Source organism: Enterobacter vonholyi, assembly GCF_008364555.1.
Lineage (GTDB): Bacteria > Pseudomonadota > Gammaproteobacteria > Enterobacterales > Enterobacteriaceae > Enterobacter > Enterobacter vonholyi.
Genome location: NZ_VTUC01000006.1, coordinates 845,461 through 867,394 on the forward strand (window position 1 = coordinate 845,461; position 21,934 = coordinate 867,394).

Sequence of the window (21,934 nt, forward strand, 5' to 3'; positions counted from 1 at the left end):
CACTTATGTTCAGATCGATTCGTGCACGCATCATCGCGACGACGGCAGGCTGTCTGGTCGTCGCACTTCTCCTTAATACCGTTATTAACTTCCAGGTCACGCGCCAGGATAACCAGCAGTCCCAGCGCGATATTCTGACCAGCACCAGCGCCAGCCATAACATGGCGATTGCCGACTGGGTAAAAAGCAAGATGGCGGTGATCGCCTCCGCGCAAACCGTTGCGTTGAGTGAAGACCCGGTTCCGGTGTTTAAACAGCTTGCGCAGGCGGGTGGCTTCACCAACGTTTATGTTGGCTACGCCAGCAAAACGGCGAAATTCTCTGAACCGGCGGGTGTCCCGGCGGACTATGACCCGACTATCCGCCCGTGGTATCAGCAGGTGGTCAGCACGGACGGTCCGGTTGTCACCGCGCCCTACGTTGACGCGGGGACCGGCAAACTGGTGGTAACCTTCGCCGTGCCGGTAAAAGAGAATGGTACGCTGAAAGCGGTGGTGGCGGGCGATGTGGCGATGGACAGCGTGGTGGCTAACGTGCGCGGGATCCATCCAACCCCGGCCAGCAGCGGGTTGCTTCTGAACAGTGACGGCAGCGTGATTGCCGCTAACGATCCGGCGCTCACGCTTAAACCATTCGCGGAGACGATCAAAGGCATTGATTTTGCTGCGCTGAAAAGCGGTAACCTAGTCGACGGAACGCTGAACGGCGCTGAAAAAACCTTCGTGGCGACAGCCGTGCCGGGCACAAACTGGCTGTTAGTCGTCGCGCTCGACAACGGTGATGCCACCTCCGGCATGCGTTCCCTGCTTAAAGCCTCGGCGATTTCGCTGGTGATCCTGGCACTGTTGAGCGCGGCCATTGTGCATTTCCTGATTGCCCGCCTGCTCAAGCGTTTGTCAGACATTCGCGACGCGATGCACAACATTGCTAACGGGACTAACGATCTGTCCCAGCGCCTGCCGGACAACGGCGAGGACGAGGTTGCGCAGATTGCGCAGGCCTTTAACGCCTTCAGCGATAAGCTGTCGGTGGTGATGGTGCAGCTCCGTGATGCCAGCGAGTCGGTGAAAAACGCCGCTCAGGAGATTGCGGCGGGTAACCAGGATCTTTCCGGACGTACCGAGCAGGCCGCATCCAGCCTGCGCGAGACGGCCAGCGCCGTGGAGCAGATCACCGCCTCCGTGACCCAGTCGAACGAATCGGCGGCAGAAGCGAATGATCAGGCGAGCAAAGCCTCAGCGGCCGCGGCGCGCGGCGGCGAGGTGGTATCCCAGGCGATCAGCACCATGCAGTCCATCGAAGTCGCGTCGGCTAAAATTGGCGATATCACCAGCGTGATTGATGGCATCGCGTTCCAGACCAACATTCTGGCGCTGAACGCCTCCGTCGAGGCGGCCCGTGCCGGCGAGCAGGGGCGCGGGTTTGCCGTGGTGGCGGGCGAAGTGCGTAATCTGGCGAGCCGCAGCGCCCAGGCGGCGAAAGAGATCAAATCCCTGATTGACTCCACCACCGACAGCGTGGCGACCGGCTCCCGCTACGTGCATCTGGCCGGGGAAAGCATGGATGAGATCCGCTCCAGCATCGGCAGCGTCTCCGGTATCATGCGCGAAATCTCCATCGCCACCAGCGAGCAGATGAAAGGGATTCATGAGATTAACCACGCGGTGACCCATCTCGACAGAATGGTTCAGCAGAACGCCGAGCTGGTCGTGCAATCCGCCGCCGCTGCGGGCGCCCTGCAGAGCCAGGCGGGCGACCTTGCTGAAACAGCCGGTCATTTCCGCATTTAATTTTCTCGCGGCGCGCGTTTAGCGGGTAAAACGCGCGCCAGCTGAAATTTTGAGGGATTTTGTCATTTTTGTTTAATCGTTATGCCATTTTTTGATCAAAATCAGCATCCCACCCCCTCCCCTTTGGTGTTATGCCATGAGTGAATTGTGAACAACATCACGCTCGGATATGGCTGCAGGGAGAGCGTTGTTTAAGACTACGGGGTAAAAAATGGCACTGGTAAAAACAAGTTTGAAACTGTTTGGCGGGGATACGGTGGTGGTGCGTTGCTCAGAACGCTGTCGTATTCATCTGATGAGTTCGAAAGCACAAAAACAGTCCCAGGCGGATATTCTCACCGTACAGGATGATAAGGCCTGGCTTACAGTGCCCTACACCGGCACATGGGATGTGCTGATTGACAGCCACAGTCAGTCTCTGGAGCATTCCATCAGCTACGTGGCAGCATAATATTAAACGCCCGGCAAGCCGGGCGTAATATCAGGCAAAACCCGGTCGCAGCGTGCCGTTGAGCGGGTTCCCTTCCAGCAGCGCCTTCACCTTCACCACCAGTTCATTCAGACAATCGTCCTGCATGCCGAGGCGGGTCAACTCCTGATCGAGGGAGAAGAGATACTGCGCGTTGGTACCCAGCGGTCCGCTGGCGGCGGCAATTAACGGAGCAATCACCTGCGTGCGGGTATCCGCTTCATACAGCGGATGGCGGGGGTCCATGATAAACACCAGCGCATTGACGGTGCGTCCGTCGTCCAGTTCCAGCTTGCACCAGCTTGGCATGTAGCAGCCGGTGATCATCTCGCGCTTCCAGAGCAGCGTAAGCTCCTCTTCCAGCGTGGCATCCGGCAGGCGATACGCCACGCCAGTGGTGCGCCCGCCCTCTTTCAGTGCAAGCATGCGCCCGGGCTGGCACGCGCTGCCGCGTCCGGCCGTCAGACGCAGGCAAAATGCGCGGTGCCAGCCAGGCAGCGTTCCCGTTGCCGATTCGACAAATTCGAGCGCCGGGTTCCACATCAGGGAGCCGTAGCCAAAAATCCATACCGGGCCATCATCCGGGCGGCAGGCAAGCGTGGCAGCGAGCGACGCCGCACGTTGTTCAGCTGACCAGAGAAGCGATTCCTCAATAGCACCAAATGCCGTCTTACAATCTGCCTTCATTAAGAAATCACGCGTTAACACTTTCCACCTCCGCCACTGCATGCTTCCTTGCGACATCTGTAATTCGCCTTCCCGGCCTTAGGTGCTGGTCATTTTACCAGCAGTTGAATAACGATAAGCAATTAGCGGACCAGTTGCAATACAGCGGCAATTCAACCGCCTGAAAAGTCAAAATGAAGGCAGCGAATTATTTCACGGCTATTTCTTTTTATGCCATTTATCGTCGTCTCCTTTTTCATATTCATGTTTTACGGCGGCCCAGGCGACTTTGTGGGCCGTCTCTTCACGGCTGGCATCATCCCGGCGATCTTCCTTGTCTTTGTATTGATCCCAGGCGCTGTTAAACGCCTCTTTATAGATATCCTGCGCGTGAGCGGGCAGCACGTTTTGCACGTTATCGGGTAATTCGCGTTTCGTTTTATATGGCATCACTCACCTCTCTTTTGCTTAAAGAGATAAGTGTGGACGACGATATGCCAGCGTGCCACCCGGCCTTAATTTATGGATTAACATTACATGTAATTAGTTGTTATTTAATAAATATTATGTGAAAGCTGTCAATTACAGGAGTCAGGCGTTAAATTTATGAAAAAGGGTAAAATTAAGTAAAAAATAAAGGGTATTTAACAGAGATCTGTTAGTTTAATGCCCTTAAAAATCTATCTATAATTACAAGCACCTGCATTGATGGAGAAGCACATGACAGCAACACACGAGGCGGTAAAGACCCGCCACAAGGAGACGTCACTCATTTTCCCGGTTCTGGCACTGGCTGTGCTGCTCTTCTGGGGAAGCAGTCAGTCACTGCCAGTGGTGGTTGGTATCAATATTCTTGCCCTGGTCGGCATCTTAACCAGCGCATTTAGCGTCGTTCGCCATGCGGACGTCCTGGCCCACCGTCTGGGCGAGCCGTATGGTTCTTTAATTCTCAGCCTTTCCGTTGTTATTCTCGAAGTTAGCCTGATTTCCGCGCTCATGGCGACCGGCGATGCAGCGCCGACGCTGATGCGCGATACGCTTTACTCGATCATTATGATTGTGACGGGTGGTCTGGTGGGCTTCTCTCTGCTGTTGGGTGGGCGTAAATTCGCGACCCAGTATATGAACCTGTTTGGCATCAAACAGTATCTGATTGCCCTCTTCCCGCTTGCCATTATCGTGCTGGTCTTCCCGATGGCGCTGCCGGGTGCAAACTTCTCCACCGGTCAGGCGCTGCTGGTCGCGCTGATTTCCGCCGCCATGTACGGCGTGTTCCTGTTGATTCAGACCAAAACGCACCAGAGCCTGTTTGTGTATGAGCATGAAGACGACGGCGACGACGATGATCCGCACCACGGTAAGCCGTCGGCCCACAGCAGCGCGTGGCATACGGTTTGGCTGATCGTACATCTGATTGCGGTGATTGCCGTTACCAAGATGAACGCTAACCCGCTGGAGACGCTGTTAACCGAGCTGAACGCGCCGGTGGCGTTTACCGGCTTCCTGGTGGCGCTGCTGATCCTTTCCCCTGAAGGGCTGGGCGCGCTGAAAGCGGTGTTGAATAATCAGGTGCAGCGCGCAATGAACCTGTTCTTCGGCTCCGTGCTGGCGACGATTTCACTCACCGTACCGGTGGTGACGCTGATTGCCTTTATGACCGGTAACGAGCTGCAGTTTGCGCTGGGTGCGCCGGAGATGATCGTGATGGTAGCATCATTGCTGCTGTGCCAGATTTCGTTCTCCACCGGGCGCACCAACGTGCTGAACGGAGCGGCGCATATGGCGTTGTTTGTTGCGTATCTGATGACGATATTTGCGTAAGAGTGGGCCGGTGCAGGCTGATGCCCCCACCCTAACCCTCTCCGCCAGGGAGAGGGAGGCATAAAAAAACCCGCCGAAGCGGGTTTTTTTATTATTTGCTGGTATCCAGCTCGTCGAAGCTCTTCACCAGATCGTCAATCGCTTTGATCTGTTTCAGGAACGGCTCAAGCTTATCCAGCGGCAGCGCGGATGGACCGTCGCATTTTGCGTTATCCGGATCCGGGTGCGCTTCAATGAACAGGCCAGCCAGGCCGGTTGCCATACCGGCGCGCGCCAGTTCGGTCACCTGAGCACGGCGGCCGCCGGACGCGGCGCCAAACGGGTCGCGGCACTGCAGAGCATGGGTCACGTCGAAAATCACCGGAGACTGGTTAGAGACGTTCTTCATTACGCTGAAGCCCAGCATATCCACGACCAGGTTGTCGTAACCGAAGTTTGCACCACGGTCGCACAGGATGACCTGATCGTTACCACCTTCGATAAACTTATCGACGATGTTACCCATCTGGCCCGGGCTGACGAACTGTGGTTTTTTCACGTTGATCACGGCACCGGTTTTCGCCATCGCGGCCACCAGGTCGGTCTGGCGAGCCAGGAATGCCGGGAGCTGAATCACGTCCACCACGTCTGCCACCGGCTGCGCCTGGGAGGCTTCATGCACGTCGGTGATCACTTTCACGCCAAAGGTCTGCTTCAGCTCCTGGAAAATTTTCATACCCTCTTCCAGGCCCGGGCCACGGTAAGAGTTGATGGAGGAGCGGTTGGCTTTGTCAAAAGAGGCTTTAAACACGTACGGGATGCCCAGCTTCTGGGTCACGGTAACGTAGTGTTCGCAGATACGCATGGCGAGATCGCGGGATTCCAGCACGTTCATGCCGCCAAACAGTACGAACGGCAGGTCGTTTGCTACCTTGATATCACCAATGCTAACCACTTTTTGTTTCATAGGATCGCCTTATTCAGGTATGAATCGGAATTAAGATTAATGCAGTGTAATTTGTTTGTGCGAGATCGCGTTGATCTGCGCACGAATCATTTCGCTAATAGGGTCTTCCGGGCACTGCTCGACGAAATAGCTCAGATCGTTCAGCGCCACGTGCTCGCAGTCGAGCTGGGCATAAATCAGCCCTCGGTCGCGGATTTCGTACGGATCTTCCGGGTTGAACTGCAGCAGTACTTCACTGGCGCGCAACGCCAGCTCCATCTGACGCTCTTCCATTAACGCGGACTTTAGCGTGTCCAGCAGCTTACGAATGACCTCTGCGTTATCCGCCTCGTCGAGATCTTCGTTGAAGAGTTCAGCCACCGGGCTAATATTGCCTTTCAGCCATACGTCCAGCGTATGTTCATCCAGCGTGTCGCCGTTGAAAGGATTAATGAGCCACATTTCGCCGTCCAGCCACTCAGCACGCAGGATCATCTGCGTCGGGAAAATGACCGGGACCAGCGGAATATCCAGACGGTGCGCGACCCACAGCAAAATAGAACCCAGCGCCACGGCGCTGCCCTGACGATTTTTTAAGACCTGGTCCAGCCATAATGCGTCAGACAGGCGATACACGCCCCGCGTGTCGCAGAAACCCCATTCGCCGTAGAAAAGCTCAAGCAGCTTCTCTAATTGCCAGTCTTGCGGTCGCGCCTGATTAATCTCTTCACGCGCCAGGCTGACCAGATTCTCCAGCTCATCGTAGACAAACTGCGACGTAAAATCGTCGCGAATCATCTCTGAAATCAGGATCATGCCATCGCAAAGCGGCACTTTATTAAATTCGAAATCGGCTAAGGACCTCATGACTTACCCCAGTAACGGTATTCTTGTGGTGGCGAGTTTAATGATGATGTACAGCACCACCAGACCCAGCAGAAAGGCGATAAACCCGACCTGCTGGCTGCGCGGACGACGACGCCCAAGCGCGATAAAACCCAAAACGATGTAGATGATAACGCCAAACAGCTTTTCAGTCAGCCATGCGTCTTTATCAGTAAATGGCAGATAGCCGGTCTTCCACATAAGCCCGGCACCGGAAAGGAGCAACACCGTGTCAATACAGTGTGGCGCGATACGCACCCAGCGGGCATCCATCAGCGGATTGTTGCTGTAGCGCCACCAGTAACGGACGATGAAAAAGGTGATGGTCAGCGCAACGGAAATCAAGTGGACGGTAATAAGTACGGTAAAAAGGCTCATAACCACTGCCCCAGCGTCAGGCGCTCGTTGCCGCCGTAGTCGCGGCAGGTTTCGACAGCGGCGTAGCCTGCTTGCATAAACAGCGCTCGCACGGCTTCCCCCTGCGTCCAGCCATGCTCCACCAGCAGCCAGCCACCGGGAAGTAAATGTTGTCGTGACGTTGTCACAATGTGATCAAGATCGGCTAATCCCGCGTTGGCAGCAACCAGCGCCGTGAGCGGTTCAAAGCGAACATCTCCCTGCGCAAGGTGCGGATCATGTTCGTCGATGTAGGGAGGATTGCTGACAATCATCGCAAATGAACGATTCTCAAGCGCGGCAAACCAGCTGCTTTGCAGCACCGTCACGTTACTGAGCCCGATTCGTTCCACGTTACGCTGCGCCAGCGTGACCGCATCAGGCATCACGTCCACCGCCGTAACGGTGCAGTCCGGCCGCTCGCTGGCGAGCGCCAGCGCGATGGCCCCGGTACCGGTACCGAGATCGAGAATGCTGCAGGCCTCCGCAGGTAAACGCGCCAGCGCCTGCTCAACCAGACACTCGGTGTCCGGACGCGGGATCAGCGTTGCCGCCGAAACGTACAGCGGTAACGACCAGAACTCGCGCTCGCCGACAAGGTGCGCCACCGGCTCGCCGGTTTTACGGCGGGCAAGCAGCGCGGCGAGCTGTGCTTCCTGTTCCGCGGTCAGTTCAGTTTCGCCGAAGGCCAGCAGGTACGTGCGGGCTTTACCCGTCACATGCTCAAGCAAAATTTCGGCATCGCGTTTAGGGCTTTCACTTTCGGAAAGCTCACCGGCAGCCTCACGTAACCAGCGCTGAAAATCCATTATTCCTGCTCGGACAGTGCCGCCAGCTGGTCGGCCTGGTATTCCTGCACGATAGGCTCAATCAGCATGTCCAGCTTGCCTTCCATCACCTCGTCCAGACGGTACAGCGTCAGGTTGATGCGGTGGTCGGTTACGCGCCCCTGCGGGAAGTTGTAGGTGCGGTTTCGGTCGCTGCGATCGCCGCTGCCCAGCAGGTTACGACGCGTGGATGCTTCCGCCTGCTGGCGTTTCGCCATTTCGGCCGCGTGGATACGCGCGCCCAGCACCGACAACGCTTTGGCTTTGTTTTTATGCTGGGAACGCTCGTCCTGACATTCGACAACTATACCGGTTGGCAGGTGGGTAATACGAATAGCGGAATCGGTGGTGTTAACGTGCTGACCGCCCGCGCCAGAGGAGCGGAAAGTATCAATACGCAGGTCCGCCGGATTGATGTCCGGCAGTTCCGCTTCCGGCAGCTCCGGCATCACCGCCACCGTGCAGGCGGAGGTGTGAATGCGGCCCTGAGATTCAGTGGCCGGTACGCGCTGCACGCGGTGACCGCCGGATTCAAACTTGAGACGTCCATACACGCCGTCGCCGCTGATCTTGGCGATAACCTCTTTATAGCCACCGTGTTCGCCTTCGTTGGCGCTCATGATCTCCACGCGCCAGCGACGCGACTCGGCGTAGCGGCTGTACATACGGAACAGATCCCCGGCAAACAGCGCCGCTTCGTCACCGCCGGTACCGGCGCGAACTTCCACAAAGGCGTTACGCTCATCGTCCGGATCTTTCGGCAGCAGAAGCACCTGAAGCTGCTGCTCCATCTCTTCAGAACGCGCTTTCGCATCCTGCAGCTCTTCCTGCGCCATCTCGCGCATTTCAGGATCGTCGAGCATCATCTGCGCGGTTTCGATATCTTCCTGAACCTGCCGCCAGTCGGTAAAGCATTTAGAAACATCACTTAACTGCGCGTATTCACGTGAAAGGGCGCGAAAACGTTCCTGGTCCGCAATGGTCCCGGCATCCCCGAGCAGCGCCTGTACTTCTTCATGGCGCTCGTGCAGAGCTTCCAGTTTAGCGACGATAGAAGGCTTCATAGGCGTAAGTGCACCTTGTCTTAGAAAATGGGTATAGGGCGCTATTCCAGCCCGAGGCTGTTGCGCAGAATAGTCAGGCGTTCATCATCCCCGTCACGGGCGGCCTGCTGAAGAGATTTGGTTGGTGCATGGATAAGGCGGTTGGTCAGTTTCCACGCCAGATCCTGCATAATTGCGTGCGCGTCACCACCCTGTTCAAGGGCCGCTAACGCTTTGGCAGTCAGGTCGTCACGCACCTGCTCCGCCTGTCCGCGATACTCGCGGATGGTCTCGCTGACGCTTTGCGCGCGCAGCCAGGCCATAAACTCACTGGTTTCCTGCTCAACGATGGTTTCCGCCTGAACCGCCGCCGCTTTACGCTGCGCGAGGTTGTGCGAAATGATGCTTTGCAGGTCATCCACGCTGTAGAGGTAGGCGTTAGGCAGCTTGCCCACTTCCGGCTCTACATCGCGCGGGACGGCGATATCCACCAGCAGCATCGGCTGATTACGACGGGACTTCAGCGCACGCTCCACCATCCCTTTTCCGATAATCGGCAGCGGGCTGGCGGTAGAGCTGATGATAATGTCCGCCTCTTTCAGGCGTTCATCGATGTCGCTCAGGGCAACCACCTCTGCCCCCACTTCATCCGCCAGCACCTGCGCGCGTTCGCGGGTGCGGTTAGCGATGATCATCTTTTTCACTTTATGCTCGCGCAGATGGCGCGCCACAAGTTCGATGGTTTCGCCCGCGCCCACCAGCATCACGGTGACGGTAGAAAGGGATTCAAAGATTTGGCGTGCAAGGGTGCAGGCCGCGAAAGCAACAGAAACCGCACTGGCACCAATGTCGGTTTCGGTTCGTACACGCTTCGCCACGGAGAACGACTTCTGGAACATGCGCTCCAGCTCGCTGGCCTTCAGATGCCCTTTTTGTGAGTCGGCAAACGCTTTTTTCACCTGACCGAGAATTTGCGGCTCGCCCAGCACCAGCGAATCCAGACCGCTGGCCACGCGCATCAGATGGCTGACGGCATCGTTGTCCTGATGCCAATACAGGCTGTTACGCAGCTCGTCTTCGTTGAGATTGTGGTAGTCGCATAGCCAGCGGATCAGCGCTTCGTGCAGGTTGTCCTGCTCTTCCACGCTTAAATAGAGCTCGGTACGGTTGCACGTCGAGAGCACCACGCCACCCTGCACCATCGGCTGTGCAAGCAGGCTGTCCAGCGCCAGGTCAAGCGTATCCGGCGAAAACGTTACGCGTTCTCGCAGCGAAACCGGGGCTGTTTTGTGGTTGATACCGAGTGCTAATAGGGTCATGTTGAGCGGGAGTAGTACCAGCGTTAATAAGGTTAGCAGAACGCATCATACAGGATGCGCGAGATCAATAAAAGAGACAGCCCCCTTTCGGAGTAATAGGTTACACAGCGCTTTGAGATAATTTGAACGTAGACGGTAGCCCCCTTCGACGCTAGCATTAACAGTCATAACTGCAACGTATCTCAAGGATTTGTCCTCATTATGACCCGACTGATTCGCCTGCTGCCGCTGGCAGCACTGGTTCTGACCGCCTGTACCGTCACCCAACCAAAAGGCCCGGGCAAAAGCCCTGACTCGCCTCAGTGGCGTCAGCACCAGCAGGACGTCCGTAATTTGAACCAGTACCAAACCCGCGGTGCCTTCGCTTATCTTTCTGACGAGCAAAAGGTTTATGCCCGCTTCTTCTGGCAGCAGACGGGGCAGGACAACTACCGCCTTCTGCTGCTGAACCCGCTGGGCAGCACCGAACTGGAGCTTATCGCCAAACCGGGCGAAGCGCAGATCACCGATAACAAAGGCCAGCACTATACCGCGACCGATGCCGAAGAAATGATTGGCAAGCTGACCGGGATGCCTATCCCGCTCAACAGTCTGCGCCAGTGGATCCTGGGCCTGCCGGGTGACGCCACCGACTACACCCTGGACGACCAGTACCGTCTGAGCCAGGTGAACTACACCCAGAACGGCAAAACCTGGAAAGTGGTGTACAGCGCCTATGACAGTAAGAGTAAACCGTCGCTGCCATCGAATATGGAACTGACTCAGGGAAGCCAGCGCATCAAGCTGAAAATGGACAACTGGATCGTTAAATGATGACCCACTGGCCCTCTCCGGCGAAGCTAAACCTGTTTTTATACATTACCGGCCAGCGCGCTGACGGCTATCACACGCTGCAGACGCTGTTTCAGTTTATTGACTATGGCGACACGATCTCCATTGAACAGCGCCAGGACGGGCAGATTTGCCTCCTGACCCCGGTCGAGGGCGTGGCGCATGAGGAGAACCTGATCGTGCGCGCCGCGCGTCTGCTGATGAAAGCCGCAGCGGAATCGGGCCGTCTACCCGCGGGAAGCGGCGCGGAAATCCGTATCGAGAAGCGGCTGCCGATGGGCGGCGGTCTGGGCGGTGGCTCATCCAACGCTGCAACCGTGCTGGTTGCGCTGAACCATCTCTGGGGCTGCGGGCTGTCGAAGGATGAACTGGCAGCACTGGGCTTGACGCTGGGGGCTGATGTCCCGGTATTTGTGCGCGGTCATGCGGCTTTTGCCGAAGGCGTGGGGGAAATCCTCTCCCCTGTAGAACCGCCGGAAAAATGGTACCTGGTTGCCCATCCTGGCGTAAGCATTCCGACCCCGGTCATCTTTAAAGATCCTGACCTGAAAAGGAATACCCCGGTTCGGTCAATAGAAACGTTATTAAATTGTGAATTCAGCAACGATTGCGAGGATATCGCAAGAAAACGTTTTCGCGAGGTTGATGCGGTGCTTTCCTGGCTGTTAGAATACGCGCCGTCGCGCCTGACTGGTACAGGAGCCTGTGTCTTTGCTGAATTTGACACCGAATCCGCCGCTCGTCAGGTGCTTGAGCAAGCGCCGGTTTGGCTGCATGGTTTTGTAGCACGTGGGATGAACACCTCCCCCCTACAGCAGGCCATTCTGGCGCAGACTGAGTTTCGGTGACAACGTCACCCTGTTCCAGACGTTGCATCGCGCTCTTTAATACACCGCCTGGATAGCCTTTGCCTGGCCCGCACAGTTTACGGCGAACGCTATCCACCACTGGACGCATGCCTGAGGTTCTTCTCGTGCCTGATATGAAGCTTTTTGCTGGTAACGCCACCCCGGAACTAGCACAACGTATTGCCAACCGCCTGTACACTTCCCTCGGCGACGCCGCCGTAGGTCGCTTTAGCGACGGCGAAGTCAGCGTACAAATTAACGAAAATGTACGCGGTGGTGATATTTTCATCATCCAGTCCACCTGTGCTCCAACGAACGACAACCTGATGGAACTGGTTGTTATGGTCGACGCTCTGCGTCGCGCTTCCGCAGGCCGTATCACTGCTGTAATCCCTTACTTCGGCTATGCACGTCAGGACCGTCGCGTCCGTTCCGCGCGTGTGCCAATTACCGCTAAAGTTGTCGCTGACTTCCTGTCAAGCGTCGGCGTTGACCGCGTACTGACCGTTGACCTGCACGCTGAGCAGATCCAGGGCTTCTTCGACGTCCCGGTTGATAACGTATTCGGCAGCCCAATCCTGCTGGAAGACATGCTGCAGCTGAACCTGGATAACCCAATCGTGGTTTCTCCGGACATCGGCGGCGTGGTACGTGCCCGTGCTATCGCTAAGCTGCTGAATGATACCGACATGGCGATCATCGACAAACGTCGTCCGCGCGCTAACGTTTCTCAGGTGATGCACATCATCGGTGACGTGGCTGGCCGCGACTGCGTGCTGGTCGACGACATGATCGATACCGGCGGTACGCTGTGTAAAGCGGCTGAAGCGCTGAAAGAGCGTGGTGCCAAGCGCGTGTTCGCGTACGCCACTCACCCGATCTTCTCCGGTAATGCCGTAAACAACCTGCGCAACTCCGTCATTGACGAAGTTGTAGTATGCGATACCATCCCACTGAGCGACGAGATCAAGGCACTGCCAAACGTGCGTACCCTGACCCTGTCCGGGATGCTGGCCGAAGCGATTCGTCGTATCAGCAACGAAGAATCCATCTCTGCAATGTTCGAACACTAATCGAACACGGCCTAAAAACCCGCTGCGGCGGGTTTTTTTGTCTCCGGGTTTTATTTGTATGATTAATGCCTCCTTCACCTGCCATTCACATGACAGATGATGCGCATACGGATGATAGATAATTGTGAAAAACGTAGCCTCCTCACATGTTCTGCCCTTTCGCGCCCTCATCGACGCCTGCTGGAAAGAGAAGTACACCTCGTCACGCTTTGTCCGTGACCTGATTGCCGGGATCACCGTCGGTATTATTGCCATCCCGCTGGCGATGGCGCTGGCAATTGGCAGCGGCGTTGCGCCGCAGTACGGTCTGTACACCTCGGCCGTTGCCGGGATCGTCATTGCCCTGACGGGCGGCTCGCGCTTCAGCGTCTCCGGCCCGACTGCCGCCTTTGTGGTGATCCTCTACCCCGTTTCGCAACAGTTTGGTCTGGCAGGCCTGCTGGTCGCCACCCTGATGTCCGGCGTCTTTTTGATTCTGTTTGGCGTGGCACGCTTTGGTCGCCTGATTGAGTACATTCCCCTTTCCGTGACGCTGGGGTTCACCTCTGGGATTGGTATCACCATCGGAACCATGCAGATCAAGGATTTCCTCGGCCTGCAGATGCCCCACGTACCGGAGCACTACCTGCAAAAAGTGGGGGCACTGTTTATGGCGCTGCCAACTGCGAACCTGGGCGACGCCGCCATTGGGATTGTGACGCTGGGCACGCTGATCGTCTGGCCTCGTCTGGGTATCCGTCTGCCGGGTCACCTGCCCGCGCTGCTGCTGGGCTGCGCGGTGATGGCCATCGTCAATATGTTCGGTGGTCATGTCGCGACTATCGGCTCGCAGTTCCACTATGTTCTGGCAGACGGCTCACAGGGTAGTGGTATTCCACAACTGTTACCGCAGCTGGTGCTGCCGTGGGACATGCCCGGCTCCAGCTTTACCCTAAGCTGGGATTCCCTGCGCGCCCTGCTTCCCGCCGCGTTCTCGATGGCGATGCTGGGAGCGATTGAATCCCTGCTCTGCGCCGTCGTTCTGGACGGCATGACCGGCACCAAGCACAAAGCTAACAGCGAACTGGTCGGTCAGGGATTGGGGAACCTCGTCGCGCCGTTCTTTGGCGGTATTACCGCAACGGCAGCCATCGCCCGCTCTGCGGCCAACGTGCGCGCGGGTGCAACGTCACCCGTTTCGGCGGTTATCCACTCCGTGCTGGTGATCCTTGCCCTGCTGATCCTTGCCCCGCTGCTCTCCTGGCTACCGCTTTCCGCCATGGCCGCCCTGCTGCTGATGGTGGCCTGGAACATGAGCGAGGCGCATAAGGTCGTGAACCTGCTGCGTCGCGCGCCGAAAGACGACATCATCGTGATGCTGATCTGCATGTCGCTGACCGTGCTGTTCGATATGGTTATCGCCATCAGCGTCGGGATCGTGCTGGCTTCCCTGCTGTTTATGCGCCGTATCGCGCAGATGACGCGCCTTTCCCCGGTAAACGTCGAGGTGCCTGACGATGTGCTGGTGCTGCGCGTGATTGGCCCGCTGTTCTTCGCCGCGGCGGAAGGTCTGTTCAGCGATCTGGAGTCCCGCATCGCGGGCAAACGGGTTGTGGTGCTGAAATGGGATGCCGTACCGGTGCTGGATGCAGGCGGCCTGGATGCCTTCCAGCGCTTTGTGACACGTCTGCCGGAAGGCTGCGAGCTGCGGGTGAGTAACCTGGAATTCCAACCTCTGCGCACCATGGCGCGCGCGGGCGTGCAGCCTATCCCTGGCCGACTCTCCTTCTATCCTAACCGTGAAGCCGCGCTAGCGGATATGTGAGTTATCTGATGCAGAGAAACGTCTCTGCATCATCACTCCGATCGCCTGCTGGAGCCATGCAAGCACGGCAGGCGTCATCCAGGTTCCTTTCATCAGGTGCGGCTCCTGCTGCATGGCAGCGCGAAACTTTTGCTGAGTTTCCGGGCTGGTGCCCGCGTAAGACTGGAACAATGCCAGCCAGTTTTCAGCTAGCTTTTGCGCCTCCTCCGAGGCAGGATCGGTATTTTCCCGCTGCGCCTGATGCAGTTTCGCCACCAGCGGCGGCCACTCCATCATGCGGTCAAAATAGTGCTTCCGGGTAAAGGCCATCTCCTCGGCAGAAAGATATTTCTCCCAGATAATCAGCTTCGACTCGGCAAACGCCCGCGTGATGTAATCGGTCATCTCCGGCGTGATGCCGGTCTGCGCCTGCATCTGCGGTTCAACGCTGTGCATCTCGTTCAGCCGGGTGAGAAACTCCGGCTTGCCCGCCGTGTCCTGCTCCAGGCGCTCCATCCAGCGCGTCGCCAGATCCATCGCCCGCGCGTCCGTAGCGGGTATGCGCTGCTCCAGCAGCGTGTTGGCCTCTGCAACCAGCCCTGACCAGATAGCCGCCAGCGCATCCTTCTGCACCGCAAACGGCAGCTGCTGTAACTCTTCTTTGCTAAACCAGCGATCGTACATATTCATTAACTCCAGAGTCTGTAGCCAGGATTCCAGATCAGGCGTCGCATCGTCGAGAAGCCCGGCTCGCAGCTCCACCAGCCGGTCGCGCAGCGTATGTATGCTGCGCAGCTGTTTATCCAGCAGCGTGATTTGCGCATCGAGTAACTCAGTTAACGACAGCGACTCCTGCTCCAGGAAATCCCTGATTTCAGCAAGTTCCAGCCCCGCTTTTGCCAGCGCCTGGATCATGTGCAGACGCTGGACATCCGCCAGGTTGTAAAGCCGGTAACCTGCCGCGCTTCTGGCAGAAGGCAGCAACAACCCTGTTTGCTCATAGTGGTGCAATGTCCGCACGGTGATCCCGGCACGTTTCGCCAGCTCACCCACCTGAATCAACATAACTGCTCCTTTTTCTTTGCCAGTGGCGCCACTCTGGAGCCTTACGTTACGTGAGGGTCAACCCCTGGTGCAAAAAAAAACGACTCCCTCGGGAGCCGTTTCGGTGTTCTTTATCGCAGCACTAGCTGTGCTTATGCTGGTCGCGACGACAGCGTTTGTCGTAGTGGCGCACCCACCAGTATTTATCGCACACTTCCTCATGTCCGCTCATGCGCGCCCCGGCGAGCCACAATACCGCACCGAGGAAGATGCTCAGTATCGCGCCATGGGCGAAGTATTGCGGGAGATCAAGCTGCGGCAACTGGTTCAAAATGGAATAACCCACGCCGCCTACCATCACGAATAGCCCCAACCCCATCAGCACGTTACCGAGTAACGAAGCGTTTTTGCGTTTCATGTGTCACCTCCGGAACTTTGGGTTGTCAGGGGAAAAGCCCCTAATCCTTGTGTGTAAAGTATAGACAACGCCCCTTTTATGAGTTGCGTGAATGATCACAATTACAGATAACTCCCAAACAAAAGTTTACAAATAAGACTTTGAACAGCTTGAAATTCTAATTGTTCAAACAAGTAATTATTCGTATTTCGCTGCGACGATCGCAGAATTTTGTCAAGCGGCGCGCCAGACAGTAAACTACGCGCCAGATCTGGAACCCATTAGGAATTGAATCGTGACGATTAAACTGATTGTCGGCCTCGCCAACCCGGGCGCAGAATATGCGGCTACCCGCCATAATGCCGGTGCATGGTACGTCGATCTGCTGGCCGAGCGGTTACGTGCGCCCCTGCGTGAAGAACCTAAATTCTTCGGGTATACCTCACGTATCAACCTTGCAGGCGCGGACGTTCGCCTGCTGGTACCCACCACGTTTATGAACCTGAGCGGTAAAGCCGTTGCGGCGATGGCAACGTTTTATCGCATCAATCCGGATGAAATTCTGGTCGCCCACGATGAGCTGGATCTCTCCCCTGGCGTGGCGAAATTCAAGCTGGGCGGCGGCCACGGCGGCCACAACGGTCTTAAAGACATCATCAGCAAGCTGGGCAATAACCCGAATTTCCACCGTTTGCGCGTGGGAATCGGCCATCCGGGCGATAAAAACAAAGTTGTCGGTTTCGTGCTCGGTAAGCCGCCGGTTTCCGAGCAGAAACTGATTGACGAAGCGGTAGACGAAGCGGCGCGCTGCACTGAAATCTGGCTGCAAGACGGCTTAACCAAAGCGACAAACCGCTTGCACGCTTTTAAAGCGCAATAATCCGCCCGATAAGGCTTTTTTACCGCGCGTCATGCGGGTTACGTGTATAATAGGCGTAGTTATTTACTTTTCAACAATCGGTTATGACTAACGGATTGATTATCAAGATATTAAGGTGATTTAGAAATGGGATTCAAATGCGGTATCGTCGGTCTGCCAAACGTGGGCAAATCCACCCTGTTTAACGCGCTTACCAAAGCGGGTATCGAAGCGGCGAACTTCCCGTTCTGTACCATCGAACCTAACACCGGCGTTGTGCCAATGCCGGACCCGCGTCTGGACCAGCTCGCGGAAATCGTGAAGCCGCAGCGCATTCTGCCAACCACTATGGAATTCGTGGACATCGCGGGCCTGGTAAAAGGCGCATCTAAAGGTGAAGGCCTGGGCAACCAGTTCCTGACCAACATCCGTGAAACCGAAGCGATCGGCCACGTTGTGCGCTGCTTCGAGAACGACAACATCATCCACGTAAACAACAAAGTGGATCCGGCTGACGACATCGACGTTATCAACACCGAGCTGGCGCTCTCTGACCTCGACACCTGCGAACGCGCGATTCACCGCGTGCAGAAGAAAGCTAAAGGCGGCGACAAGGACGCGAAAGCGGAACTGGCTGCGCTGGAAAAATGTCTGCCACAGCTGGAAAACGCCGGCATGCTGCGCGCGCTGAAAAACCTGACTGACGAAGACAAAGCGGCGATCAAATACCTGAGCTTCCTGACCCTGAAGCCAACCATGTACATCGCCAACGTTAACGAAGACGGTTTCGAGAACAACCCTTACCTCGACAAAGTGCGTGAAATCGCCGCGGCGGAAGGTTCTGTGGTTGTTGCCGTGTGCGCTGCCGTTGAATCCGACATCGCCGAGCTGGACGATGCCGACCGTGAAGAATTCATGGCCGAACTGGGTCTGGAAGAGCCGGGCCTGAACCGCGTGATCCGCGCAGGCTATGAGCTGCTGAACCTGCAGACCTACTTCACCGCTGGCGTGAAGGAAGTGCGTGCCTGGACCATCCCTGTGGGTGCGACTGCGCCTCAGGCGGCCGGTAAGATCCACACCGACTTCGAGAAAGGCTTTATTCGCGCGCAGACTATCGCGTTTGAAGACTTTATCACCTACAAAGGTGAGCAAGGCGCGAAAGAAGCAGGCAAGATGCGTGCGGAAGGGAAAGATTACATCGTTAAAGATGGCGATGTGATGAACTTCCTGTTTAACGTTTGATTGGTTTTGAATGAAAAAAAATCCACGCTTTGGCGTGGATTTTTATTGCGGGGTTAAAACACATTTTCCAGGAGTTCTGTTTTCATGCTGGGTTCAAAGGGAATGATTTCAACAGTCGCAAGCTTTAACGTCTGAAAAGGATCCTCGCGTAAGCACTCTTCAAGAGAGGTAAGACTCTCGCACTTAGCGAGAATGACACCGCCATTTCTTGGGATCCGTCTACCGGACGCCAGGAAAATCCCCTCTGCATACCCCTTTTTTAGCCACTCCACATGAGCAGGTATCGCTGCGTCAACCTCTTCAAGGGGTTTGATATAGGTCAATATGACAATGTAAACCGTACTCATCCTTTGCCTCTTAGCTCTGTTTTAAACCGCTTGTTGGAACTGCTTATTCGGCCCCCTTTGGCTACCGGTTATTGTTATCGTTTTTTGGCGCTTTTGATGTTAATACGCTGGGCCCAATTGAGACAAAGCATTACGCTTCATATCCCAGGAATAAAACCACTCATGCCAGCCGTTTTGCTTTTCCGCATAGCTACAGACCACAACCACTTCCTTTGACAGGTTGAAAGTTAAGTAATAGAAAAATGCGCCTTCAGGAGGTGCAGACCAAAATAGTTTTTCGCCCTGCGCATTGAAGATGGTCAAAACGGTTGGTAATGGCTTTGGCTCGCTTAACGTAAAGACTAACTGGCGAGTTGAGTCGACCATTGCATAGTCTAAAAACGGCATACTAACCAGTATGTTACTTGCACCACGCGCCCATTGAACCAGGTCATTTTCTTTAAAAAAAATGAGATTTTTAATCATTGGTAAACCTCAACGTTTAAAGTTTGATCTGTTTCAAATTACCTTCAAAAAGCCCCACAAGATATACCCGGTATCGGGCTGGCTGCACTTCTTTATACGTTAATACAGTAGAAAATTCTTTTAAACAATTTGAACATGCTTTTTTCGAAACATGTAATTGGCTTTCATCATAGCTAAATTCATTATGATCGCTAACAAGCTTCACTCCTCTCATTTTCTTAACCAAAAAGTATTTTACCTCTTCAGAGAGCGAGTCAAACTCATATGAGTTTACGATGGAATAGACTATTACACCCTCGCATTCAGGGCATGCTATTTTTGCGCCATAATCTATAAAGTCATTATCAATGCCATCGAGGACTAATATCTTATTTTTCAGTCGATTAGTTATTTTCATTTTTTTTAGATTTTAACTTTATTAATAAAAAAGTAAGGCGAGAAGAAAATGAGGGGTTTTATTAATTAATAACATTGTTTAATCAAACATTCCATTCAATATAAATACCACAATCGAAGCTTTTTTCATTAGACTGTACAACAATACTTCCCCATTCATGCTCCCATTGAATTCCATATGGGGGGGTTGTAATTTTAAGTTTAGGCTTTGAGGTTATTTCACTCTCAACCCAGGCTGTCAAGCGTTGCTGCTCATCCGATAAATTACTCAGACTAGCCCTTTTATCCCAATCCTCTAGCGTTTTATAAAAATTTCCATCCTTACTAGTAAGGAATATTGATGGAGTAAAAGAAAATGCTGAGGGCCTCAGTTCCAAAATGAAAACTTGATCTTTCCATTTAATATTATCGATAGCGAAATAAAAAGGACCTATTTTAGTCAATGGCGAGAAGAACTTGTAAAATGCGGAATTTTTAAAAGTATCAACATCTTTTAATTCGATTGGGTAGTTGTTAATTGCTACAAATCCAGTATGAACATCAAGTTTCATTTCTAACATATCTAAACCACCTTGTCTGGAAGTGACTACGTTATATTCCAAACTATATATATCCCATGATTAAACGACTTTGTCTCATATGAGACTGAAACCCGCCCCCACGCAAAGTTCCACCTAATGATGTCTGTTTCCATGGTATCAGGCGTGTCCAGGTTTAGTGATTCTTTCAGCCAATCAGACAAACTTTTTACTGATTCAATTAGTATGTGAATATTAGTTCGAGCATTCCAATCATTTAATGCTTTATAGTATTGACTGTTTTTATCAACAAGATGAAGCATAAAAGGAAAACCATAGCACACTGGGCGTATAGTAACTTGAAATTCTTTATCGGAAAACACTGCTGAGTCAACAAGGTAGTGATTTGGCATGGTTTTCTTAACGGCTTTGTGCTTTACTAATTCGCGGTATAAATCACACTTACAAAAGCCTTCTTCAGTATCAATTTCCAAAGGCAGATCATCAAGATTTAGTTCACCTGTAATCGGTTTAAATTTTTATTCAATCATTTTGTCCTGATTGACTTTTTATTGTCTGACAAGTTCTTAATAATATAATCGACTCAACATGAGAACATCCATATGAGGAGCATTTTCCGCGTACAAATTATATTTATTATAACCATTTACAATGACACCCGCATAACAATAAAGTCTTATTGCCAATGGTGCAATAAGTCAATCCACATTTCTTTTTCCTCAGCGTTAATTTTTATGCCATCACTACTTTGTTTTACATACTGCATGTACGTTTCATAAATTGCTCTTATTATCACCGTTTTTTCAGTGCGAGATCCTTCAATCAAAGTCATTAGTTTTTCTAAATAAATTGATGAATCCACTCTTTCGTTGAAAAAAAACCTCATATAATCAAGTACTTCATTATATGAATCGTAATTCATGATAGGCATCCCTGATTTCATACACTGGTTTGTTTGGCACATCCAATTCTGGAGATACTCGGATATCTGCGTCTCGCTTTCCAGCAGTAGCTTACGCAGGCTCCGTTCGCCCCTTCCCAGCGCTTCTGCCCTTCGATATCCATTATCCGCTCTGGCGTGCCGTTGGGCTGGCAGTGGAACCAGAAGATCTCTGGGGCATTAACGTCGTCAGCATGTGCCAACGGGTCATCACTGTCTGGTCGCAGTATACTTAGGTCATCGGCACGTCCCCGTGCACCTCCTGCAGCAGGCGGTTATGGGTAATTTTCTCAATCGCCCTTCGAACGAATTATCATCAGCGGCGAACAGGTTTTGAATAAAGTTAAAACAAGGAAATCAGCATAATGCGTGATATATAAAATAAAATCTGTAATTAATATATTTCTAATGTCCCTCATAGGGGAGGGTAAGGATTGGGACGACTCAAGAGTCATTTACCCTTCCCCATGCATCAACCTACTCACCTCCCATAAAAAAACTAAAAAAACAAACATAATAAACAACCTGAAAAAATCAATTCCCCGTATAACTATTAGTTAGCAAAAATAAAAGTAAATATCACGTATCAAATCTCCATCCGCTTCATCAACGGTTCTTGTTTTGACTTTATTAAAGTCAGCTAAAATACCTTTCACTGGCACATCAGGCTTTGATATGTCATCATAAAATGCTTCCCGTTGACTTTCCCGAACGTATTTTTTATTAAAAAAAAAAGATTCTTTCGTAACTTTTCCACTGTCATTCATTTTACTCCTGAATTTTAATAACACATTCGAAAAAAACAGATTACCTCCTGACACCGATGGTAATAGCATAACCTTAGCAAAATAATACGGGATATTAAGTAAAAACCCACCCAGCCATTTTTATTTAATATTTTACTGCCATATATTGAACAACTGTTTCCATACCTCCTGTTCCTCATGAGTAGGGACTCTATAATCTTGAGTCTTTCGCCTATATTCCATAAAACATGAGTCTATAGCTCGAATAGCCACCATTTTTTCT

Annotated in this window: 26 protein-coding genes; 9 read left to right on the plus strand and 17 right to left on the minus strand. The window is 53.4% G+C overall.

The genetic code is table 11. The annotated features are described in order from the left end of the window. Positions 1-5: 5 nt before the first annotated feature. Positions 6-1,790 carry a methyl-accepting chemotaxis protein gene (locus F0319_RS12755; protein ID WP_115875486.1) on the plus strand — a complete coding sequence of 595 codons (1,785 nt, stop codon included), beginning with the start codon at positions 6-8 and terminating at the stop codon, positions 1,788-1,790. 211 nt (positions 1,791-2,001) lie between these two features. After that, positions 2,002-2,241, plus strand: coding sequence for a DUF1883 domain-containing protein (locus F0319_RS12760; RefSeq protein WP_111965917.1), 240 nt, complete (start codon positions 2,002-2,004; stop codon positions 2,239-2,241). 30 nt (positions 2,242-2,271) lie between these two features. On the opposite strand, the gene F0319_RS12765 is transcribed toward F0319_RS12760, so the two are convergent. Further along, positions 2,272-2,967, minus strand: coding sequence for a gamma-glutamylcyclotransferase (locus F0319_RS12765; protein WP_061097960.1), 696 nt, complete (start codon positions 2,965-2,967; stop codon positions 2,272-2,274). 177 nt (positions 2,968-3,144) lie between these two features. Next, positions 3,145-3,375, minus strand: coding sequence for a putative cation transport regulator ChaB (gene chaB / locus F0319_RS12770; protein ID WP_045908986.1), 231 nt, complete (start codon positions 3,373-3,375; stop codon positions 3,145-3,147). Between the two features lie 270 nt (positions 3,376-3,645). Between chaB and chaA the strand changes: the two genes are divergently transcribed. Continuing rightward, positions 3,646-4,746 (plus strand): sodium-potassium/proton antiporter ChaA, encoded by a 1,101-nt coding sequence (gene chaA / locus F0319_RS12775; RefSeq protein WP_039024239.1) that lies wholly within the window; start codon positions 3,646-3,648, stop codon positions 4,744-4,746. A gap of 91 nt (positions 4,747-4,837) precedes the next feature. Here chaA and kdsA read toward each other — a convergent pair whose 3' ends face one another. The 6 genes from kdsA to hemA are packed head-to-tail and all read right to left on the minus strand — an operon-like array spanning position 4,838 to position 10,141. Further along, complete coding sequence (gene kdsA / locus F0319_RS12780; RefSeq protein WP_104950756.1) at positions 4,838-5,692, minus strand: 3-deoxy-8-phosphooctulonate synthase; 855 nt, start codon at positions 5,690-5,692, stop codon at positions 4,838-4,840. Positions 5,693-5,728: 36 nt separating this feature from the next. Then, positions 5,729-6,538 (minus strand): invasion regulator SirB1, encoded by an 810-nt coding sequence (sirB1, locus tag F0319_RS12785; protein WP_024907069.1) that lies wholly within the window; start codon positions 6,536-6,538, stop codon positions 5,729-5,731. Positions 6,539-6,541: 3 nt separating this feature from the next. Then, positions 6,542-6,934 (minus strand): invasion regulator SirB2, encoded by a 393-nt coding sequence (gene sirB2 / locus F0319_RS12790; RefSeq protein ID WP_149367111.1) that lies wholly within the window; start codon positions 6,932-6,934, stop codon positions 6,542-6,544. Further along, entirely contained in the window at positions 6,931-7,761 is an 831-nt protein-coding gene (prmC, locus tag F0319_RS12795) for a peptide chain release factor N(5)-glutamine methyltransferase (RefSeq protein WP_149367112.1), read from the minus strand. The genes sirB2 and prmC overlap by 4 nt, the downstream gene beginning before the upstream one ends. Further along, a complete protein-coding gene (prfA, locus tag F0319_RS12800; protein ID WP_021240360.1) occupies positions 7,761-8,843 on the minus strand; it encodes a peptide chain release factor 1 in 1,083 nt (360 codons plus the stop codon). Before prfA ends, prmC begins: the two co-directional genes overlap by 1 nt. A gap of 41 nt (positions 8,844-8,884) precedes the next feature. After that, positions 8,885-10,141, minus strand: coding sequence for a glutamyl-tRNA reductase (gene hemA / locus F0319_RS12805; RefSeq protein ID WP_024907067.1), 1,257 nt, complete (start codon positions 10,139-10,141; stop codon positions 8,885-8,887). A 201-nt stretch (positions 10,142-10,342) separates the two neighbouring features. Here hemA and lolB point away from each other — a divergent pair, with 201 nt between their 5' ends. The 4 genes from lolB to dauA all read left to right on the plus strand — a co-directional run bounded on the left by lolB (position 10,343) and on the right by dauA (position 14,697). Further along, positions 10,343-10,954 (plus strand): lipoprotein insertase outer membrane protein LolB, encoded by a 612-nt coding sequence (gene lolB, locus F0319_RS12810; RefSeq protein WP_047651182.1) that lies wholly within the window; start codon positions 10,343-10,345, stop codon positions 10,952-10,954. Beyond that, positions 10,951-11,820: a 4-(cytidine 5'-diphospho)-2-C-methyl-D-erythritol kinase gene (ispE, locus tag F0319_RS12815; protein WP_111965913.1), complete on the plus strand. Its 870-nt coding sequence runs from the start codon at positions 10,951-10,953 to the stop codon at positions 11,818-11,820. Before lolB ends, ispE begins: the two co-directional genes overlap by 4 nt. A 125-nt stretch (positions 11,821-11,945) precedes the next feature. After that, positions 11,946-12,893, plus strand: a complete 948-nt coding sequence (prs, locus tag F0319_RS12820; RefSeq protein WP_003856663.1) for a ribose-phosphate diphosphokinase — start codon at positions 11,946-11,948, stop codon at positions 12,891-12,893. A gap of 124 nt (positions 12,894-13,017) precedes the next feature. After that, positions 13,018-14,697 (plus strand): C4-dicarboxylic acid transporter DauA, encoded by a 1,680-nt coding sequence (dauA, locus tag F0319_RS12825; protein ID WP_149367113.1) that lies wholly within the window; start codon positions 13,018-13,020, stop codon positions 14,695-14,697. Here the strand turns inward: dauA and F0319_RS12830 are convergent. Both F0319_RS12830 and ychH read right to left on the minus strand, forming a co-directional pair. After that, on the minus strand, positions 14,683-15,741 hold the full coding sequence (locus F0319_RS12830) for a MerR family transcriptional regulator (RefSeq protein ID WP_127731343.1): 1,059 nt from the start codon (positions 15,739-15,741) through the stop codon (positions 14,683-14,685). The two genes, dauA and F0319_RS12830, sit on opposite strands and share 15 nt — an antisense overlap. A gap of 121 nt (positions 15,742-15,862) precedes the next feature. Beyond that, positions 15,863-16,138, minus strand: a complete 276-nt coding sequence (ychH, locus tag F0319_RS12835) for a stress-induced protein YchH (protein ID WP_111965910.1) — start codon at positions 16,136-16,138, stop codon at positions 15,863-15,865. Positions 16,139-16,412: 274 nt separating this feature from the next. Between ychH and pth the strand changes: the two genes are divergently transcribed. Both pth and ychF read left to right on the plus strand, forming a co-directional pair. Next, positions 16,413-16,997, plus strand: coding sequence for an aminoacyl-tRNA hydrolase (gene pth / locus F0319_RS12840; protein ID WP_149367114.1), 585 nt, complete (start codon positions 16,413-16,415; stop codon positions 16,995-16,997). 126 nt (positions 16,998-17,123) lie between these two features. Next, entirely contained in the window at positions 17,124-18,218 is a 1,095-nt protein-coding gene (gene ychF / locus F0319_RS12845) for a redox-regulated ATPase YchF (RefSeq protein WP_003856650.1), read from the plus strand. Between the two features lie 53 nt (positions 18,219-18,271). On the opposite strand, the gene F0319_RS12850 is transcribed toward ychF, so the two are convergent. From F0319_RS12850 to F0319_RS12885, 7 genes are all read right to left on the minus strand, one after another. After that, positions 18,272-18,565, minus strand: coding sequence for a YciI family protein (locus F0319_RS12850; RefSeq protein WP_127731347.1), 294 nt, complete (start codon positions 18,563-18,565; stop codon positions 18,272-18,274). Between the two features lie 99 nt (positions 18,566-18,664). After that, complete coding sequence (locus F0319_RS12855) at positions 18,665-19,030, minus strand: hypothetical protein (protein WP_149367115.1); 366 nt, start codon at positions 19,028-19,030, stop codon at positions 18,665-18,667. 16 nt (positions 19,031-19,046) lie between these two features. Beyond that, entirely contained in the window at positions 19,047-19,427 is a 381-nt protein-coding gene (locus tag F0319_RS12860) for a hypothetical protein (RefSeq protein WP_149367116.1), read from the minus strand. Positions 19,428-19,509: 82 nt separating this feature from the next. Further along, entirely contained in the window at positions 19,510-19,986 is a 477-nt protein-coding gene (locus F0319_RS12865) for a hypothetical protein (RefSeq protein ID WP_149367117.1), read from the minus strand. A 26-nt stretch (positions 19,987-20,012) separates the two neighbouring features. Then, entirely contained in the window at positions 20,013-20,438 is a 426-nt protein-coding gene (locus F0319_RS12870) for a hypothetical protein (protein ID WP_240168092.1), read from the minus strand. 203 nt (positions 20,439-20,641) lie between these two features. Beyond that, a complete protein-coding gene (locus F0319_RS12875; protein WP_149367134.1) occupies positions 20,642-20,887 on the minus strand; it encodes a hypothetical protein in 246 nt (81 codons plus the stop codon). Positions 20,888-21,462: 575 nt separating this feature from the next. After that, positions 21,463-21,672, minus strand: coding sequence for a hypothetical protein (locus F0319_RS12885; protein WP_240168093.1), 210 nt, complete (start codon positions 21,670-21,672; stop codon positions 21,463-21,465). Positions 21,673-21,934: the final 262 nt, after the last annotated feature.

Excerpts from the sequence above, each read along its gene's own strand:
- F0319_RS12755 (WP_115875486.1), top strand. The coding sequence starts at position 6 with ATGTTCAGATCGATTCGTGCACGCATCATCGCGACGACGGCAGGCTGT.
- F0319_RS12760 (WP_111965917.1), top strand. The coding sequence starts at position 2,002 with ATGGCACTGGTAAAAACAAGTTTGAAACTGTTTGGCGGGGATACGGTG.
- chaB (WP_045908986.1), bottom strand. The coding sequence starts at position 3,375 with ATGCCATATAAAACGAAACGCGAATTACCCGATAACGTGCAAAACGTG.
- chaA (WP_039024239.1), top strand. The coding sequence starts at position 3,646 with ATGACAGCAACACACGAGGCGGTAAAGACCCGCCACAAGGAGACGTCA.
- kdsA (WP_104950756.1), bottom strand. The coding sequence starts at position 5,692 with ATGAAACAAAAAGTGGTTAGCATTGGTGATATCAAGGTAGCAAACGAC.
- sirB1 (WP_024907069.1), bottom strand. The coding sequence starts at position 6,538 with ATGAGGTCCTTAGCCGATTTCGAATTTAATAAAGTGCCGCTTTGCGAT.
- sirB2 (WP_149367111.1), bottom strand. The coding sequence starts at position 6,934 with ATGAGCCTTTTTACCGTACTTATTACCGTCCACTTGATTTCCGTTGCG.
- prmC (WP_149367112.1), bottom strand. The coding sequence starts at position 7,761 with ATGGATTTTCAGCGCTGGTTACGTGAGGCTGCCGGTGAGCTTTCCGAA.
- prfA (WP_021240360.1), bottom strand. The coding sequence starts at position 8,843 with ATGAAGCCTTCTATCGTCGCTAAACTGGAAGCTCTGCACGAGCGCCAT.
- hemA (WP_024907067.1), bottom strand. The coding sequence starts at position 10,141 with ATGACCCTATTAGCACTCGGTATCAACCACAAAACAGCCCCGGTTTCG.
- lolB (WP_047651182.1), top strand. The coding sequence starts at position 10,343 with ATGACCCGACTGATTCGCCTGCTGCCGCTGGCAGCACTGGTTCTGACC.
- ispE (WP_111965913.1), top strand. The coding sequence starts at position 10,951 with ATGATGACCCACTGGCCCTCTCCGGCGAAGCTAAACCTGTTTTTATAC.
- F0319_RS12830 (WP_127731343.1), bottom strand. The coding sequence starts at position 15,741 with ATGTTGATTCAGGTGGGTGAGCTGGCGAAACGTGCCGGGATCACCGTG.
- ychH (WP_111965910.1), bottom strand. The coding sequence starts at position 16,138 with ATGAAACGCAAAAACGCTTCGTTACTCGGTAACGTGCTGATGGGGTTG.
- ychF (WP_003856650.1), top strand. The coding sequence starts at position 17,124 with ATGGGATTCAAATGCGGTATCGTCGGTCTGCCAAACGTGGGCAAATCC.
- F0319_RS12850 (WP_127731347.1), bottom strand. The coding sequence starts at position 18,565 with ATGAGTACGGTTTACATTGTCATATTGACCTATATCAAACCCCTTGAA.
- F0319_RS12855 (WP_149367115.1), bottom strand. The coding sequence starts at position 19,030 with ATGATTAAAAATCTCATTTTTTTTAAAGAAAATGACCTGGTTCAATGG.
- F0319_RS12860 (WP_149367116.1), bottom strand. The coding sequence starts at position 19,427 with ATGAAAATAACTAATCGACTGAAAAATAAGATATTAGTCCTCGATGGC.
- F0319_RS12865 (WP_149367117.1), bottom strand. The coding sequence starts at position 19,986 with ATGTTAGAAATGAAACTTGATGTTCATACTGGATTTGTAGCAATTAAC.
- F0319_RS12875 (WP_149367134.1), bottom strand. The coding sequence starts at position 20,887 with ATGAATTACGATTCATATAATGAAGTACTTGATTATATGAGGTTTTTT.
- F0319_RS12885 (WP_240168093.1), bottom strand. The coding sequence starts at position 21,672 with ATGAATGACAGTGGAAAAGTTACGAAAGAATCTTTTTTTTTTAATAAA.